This is a genomic window from Bacillus sp. Xin1, assembly GCF_013314535.1.
In the GTDB taxonomy this organism is placed as follows: Bacteria; Bacillota; Bacilli; order Bacillales; family Bacillaceae_G; genus Bacillus_A.
The window spans coordinates 1-216 of the sequence record NZ_JABUAE010000214.1 but is presented as its reverse complement, the minus strand read 5'-3'; the positions used below and the strand labels follow the sequence as shown (position 1 = coordinate 216).

The following is a 216-nucleotide window of genomic DNA, read 5'->3' as shown; positions in this document are numbered from 1 at the left end:
ATTTATGTATGAATCTAACTTCATTTTGGGCAGACTTCACCTGTAAGTGAAGTTGTCCTTTTTTCATCATATGCATGGTTTCAACGCCACTCAATATAGAAGTAGCTGTTTCATATGACTTGAATCCTAACATAGAACGTACACGTTTCTTAATGAAACGGTGATCTTGTTCCACTATATTATTGAGATATTTAACTTGCCTTAGTTGTATGCCTT

Annotated in this window: 1 protein-coding gene; it reads right to left on the bottom strand. The window is 34.3% G+C overall.

What is annotated here, in order from left to right; genetic code table 11:
* Window positions 1-216: DDE-type integrase/transposase/recombinase (locus HRG09_RS28585; RefSeq protein ID WP_174104128.1), on the bottom strand; the 216-nt coding region annotated here is incomplete at both ends.